Origin of the sequence: Tabrizicola sp., assembly GCF_031377265.1 — a bacterium.
Classification (GTDB): Bacteria; Pseudomonadota; Alphaproteobacteria; order Rhodobacterales; family Rhodobacteraceae; genus JAUYQR01.
Window position 1 is genome coordinate 1 of the sequence record NZ_JANMET010000329.1, and the last position, 3,122, is coordinate 3,122.

Consider the following 3,122-nt stretch of genomic DNA (forward strand, 5'->3'; position numbering starts at 1 on the left):
ATCCCGCAGGGCTTTGCCTCGCTTGAGGCCGCGCTGGAATGGGGCGCGTTCGACGCGGTGACCAACGTCACCCCCGACGCGGTGCATTACGCCACCACCATGCCGGTGCTGGCCGCCGGCAAACATACCTTATGCGAAAAGCCGCTCGCCACCAACGCCACCCATGCCGCCGAAATGGCAGCGGCGGCGGCAAAGGCCGGCGTCGTCAACATGGTCAACCTCACCTACCGCAACGTCGCTGCCATGCAGAAGGGAGCCCAGATGGTGCGCGACGGGGCCATCGACGCCATCCGGCATTTCGAGGCGTCGTACTTGCAAAGCTGGCTTACCCAGCCCGCCTGGGGTCACTGGGACAAGGAATCGCAGTGGCTCTGGCGTCTGTCCACCGCGCATGGATCGAAGGGCGTCCTGGGCGATGTCGGCATCCACATCCTCGACTTTGCCACCTTCGTCGCGGGCATGTCCGTGCGCGAGGTGTCGTGCCTTTTGACCACCTTCGACAAGGCCCCCGGCGGGCGTATTGGCGACTATGTTCTGGATGCCAATGACAGCGCGACCATGCAGGTCGTGATGGAAAACGGAGCACTTGGCACCGTTGGTGCGACGCGCTTTGCCACCGGGCAGATCAACGACCTGCGGCTGCGGCTGTACGGGCTGACCGGCGGGCTGGAAGTGCGCTTTGAAAACGGCGTCAGCCAGCTGCGCGCCTGCCTTGGCGACGATATCCTGACCGGCAAGTGGCAGGATGTGGACTGCCCGCCGGTGCCCACCAACTACCAGCGCTTCATCGCCGCGATCCGGGGCGAAGGTCCGGCCGACCCGGACTTTGCCCGTGGCGCGGCCTTACAGCAACTGCTGGATCAGGCCGAAGCATCGGCCGCCGAAGGCGGGCTGAAGCGCCCGGTCTGAAACGTGGAACGGGCAGTACTACCCATTCCACGTCTGCGGCGATCAGGACGATGCCGGATGCTCTTCCGGTGGCGTCCCGCCGATGACAACTTCGCACCAAGACGGTTTCTCAGAAACAAACTCGTGAAACTGATTCCTGAGGCCAAGCTCAGTATCGAAAGCATTGGCCGCGATCGGAAAACTGTCCTCGCCCGACAGTATCTCGCCAAGCGACGTCCCGCAAATTCTGCAAAAGCATCTACCGTATGTGTAAGGGGCAGCGGGTTGGTAGAGTGCTACATGATCTTTCCCCTGAACCCATCTCAGGGTTTCTTTTTTGACAAAAACGATCGTGCTTGCGCCGACCTTTCGGCACCGCGAGCAGTGGCAAGTGCCCATCATCGTCGGCTTGCTTATCAGTTCGAACTTTACCGCGCCGCAGCAGCAGCTTCCTTCAATCATCCACCTATTCCCTTCCGATCGTCATCAGATTGAACAGGAACATTACATGAACAAATGGGGCGGATCAATGCCAGATCTGGCTCGAAGCGAAAGCGCAACCCATCTGCCGCCGCTTCACCCGCCTGCGCCGCCAGCACTCGATTCGCCCATCATGGTTAACGGAACCTTCGTGTTACGGGCGTGGAGACGGAATGAAGACGCAAGGAAGACGAAAAGAAGACGCCGAGAAGATGGCAAAACCCCAGTGAATTCCAGCCGTTAACCCGGCGTCCGCCGCTCAGCCCGCCAGCACCGCCTGCACCCGCGCCGTGAAATCCTCACCGCGTTTTTCAAAGTTCGGATACTGGTCGAAACTCGCCGCCGCCGGGGCCAACAGCACCGTCTCGCCCGCCTCGGCCTCGGCCGCAGCCGCAGCCACCGCCCGCTCCATCGTCTCGCAGATCACATGCGGGGTGTCGCCCAGCTGCAGCGCGAAATCGCGGGCGGAATGGCCGATCAGATAGGCCTTCACCACCGCGCCAAGAAAGGGTTGCAGGTCCGCAATCCCCCCGTCCTTGCCCATGCCGCCGGCAATCCAGCGGATCTTGGCAAAGGCCTGCAGCGCCTTGGCAGCACTGTCCACATTGGTGGCCTTGCTGTCATTGACAAACCGCACCCCGGCCCGCTCGCCGACCAGCTGGCTGCGGTGCGGCAGGCCCGCAAAGCTATGAAAAGCCTGTTCAATCAGCTTTGGTGCCAGACCGAGCGACCGGCAGGCTGCATAGGCCGCGCAGGCGTTCTGGTGGTTGTGCGCGCCCGGCAGGCCTGCGATCCCGCGCAGGTCGATCGACGCCACCTGCCGCCCCTTGCGCCATTCCGCCAGAAACCCTTTGCGGGCAAACACCGACCAGCCAAAGCCTTCCAGCTTCTGCCCCGAAGAGATCCGGATCACCCGGTCGTCCTGCGGCCCTTCGCCCAACTGGTTGGCCATGAACCGGCCTTCGACCTCATCAACGCCAACAATGGCGCGGTCCGGCCCGCCTTCGGCAAACAGCCGCCGCTTGGCCGCAAAATAGCCGCCCATGCCGTGGTGGCGATCCAGGTGATCGGGCGAAAGGTTTGTGAAAACAGCAACATCCGGGGTCAGGGCACGGGCAAGGTCGGTCTGGTAGGAGGATAGTTCCAGGACCACCACCTCGCCATCCTGCGCCGGGTTTATCGCCAGAACCCCAGTGCCGATATTGCCAGCCATCTGGGTCGGGCGACCGGCTTCTTGCAGGATATGGTGGATCAACGCCGTGGTGGTGGACTTGCCGTTGGAGCCGGTGACACAGACGACTTTCGGCGTCTGGTCGAACCCTTCCCAGTCGTCGGTGGCAAAGCTGCGGAAGAACAGGCCAACGTCATTGTCGACAGGGATACCAGCCTCAAGCGCCCGGGCAATGATCTTGTGGGGCTGCGGGTAGAGATGCGGGATGCCGGGCGAGGTGATCAGCAGGGTCAAGCCCTCAAGGGAGTTGGCGCGGCTCAGGTCGGCCAAAGCAAAGCCATCGGCTTCGGCTTTGGCGCGGGCCTCGGGGCTGTCGTCCCACAGCAGCGTCTCCGCCCCCCCAGCCTGCAGGGCACGGGCGGTGGCAAGGCCGGAGCGGCCAAGGCCGAGGACGGCGACCTTTTGGCCGGAATAGCCGATCACGGGTATCATTGGCGTCTCCTGTCGAAAGGGGGGGGGGGGGGGGCCCCCCCCCCCCCCCCGGGCGGGGGGGGGGCGGGGTGTGGGGGTGGGGGGGGGGGGG

General features: G+C 63.8%; 4 protein-coding genes. 2 read left to right on the top strand and 2 right to left on the bottom strand.

Annotation, left to right across the window (positions count from 1 at the left end):
- The coding region (locus RMO18_RS17770; RefSeq protein WP_309667710.1) for a Gfo/Idh/MocA family oxidoreductase at positions 1 to 909 on the top strand (909 nt) is incomplete at its 5' end.
- Between the two features lie 42 nt (positions 910 to 951).
- Here RMO18_RS17770 and RMO18_RS17775 read toward each other — a convergent pair.
- The gene (locus tag RMO18_RS17775) at positions 952 to 1,290 is read right to left on the bottom strand and encodes a GFA family protein (RefSeq protein WP_309667714.1); all 339 of its coding nucleotides are present in this window, start codon (positions 1,288 to 1,290) and stop codon (positions 952 to 954) included.
- Between RMO18_RS17775 and RMO18_RS17780 the strand changes: the two genes are divergently transcribed.
- Positions 1,226 to 1,612, top strand: coding sequence for a hypothetical protein (locus tag RMO18_RS17780; protein WP_309667716.1), 387 nt, complete (start codon positions 1,226 to 1,228; stop codon positions 1,610 to 1,612). The two genes, RMO18_RS17775 and RMO18_RS17780, sit on opposite strands and share 65 nt — an antisense overlap.
- Positions 1,613 to 1,627: 15 nt before the next feature.
- Here RMO18_RS17780 and murD read toward each other — a convergent pair whose 3' ends face one another.
- Positions 1,628 to 3,031 (bottom strand): UDP-N-acetylmuramoyl-L-alanine--D-glutamate ligase, encoded by a 1,404-nt coding sequence (gene murD, locus RMO18_RS17785; protein WP_309667712.1) that lies wholly within the window; start codon positions 3,029 to 3,031, stop codon positions 1,628 to 1,630.
- Between the last annotated feature and the right edge of the window lie 91 nt (positions 3,032 to 3,122).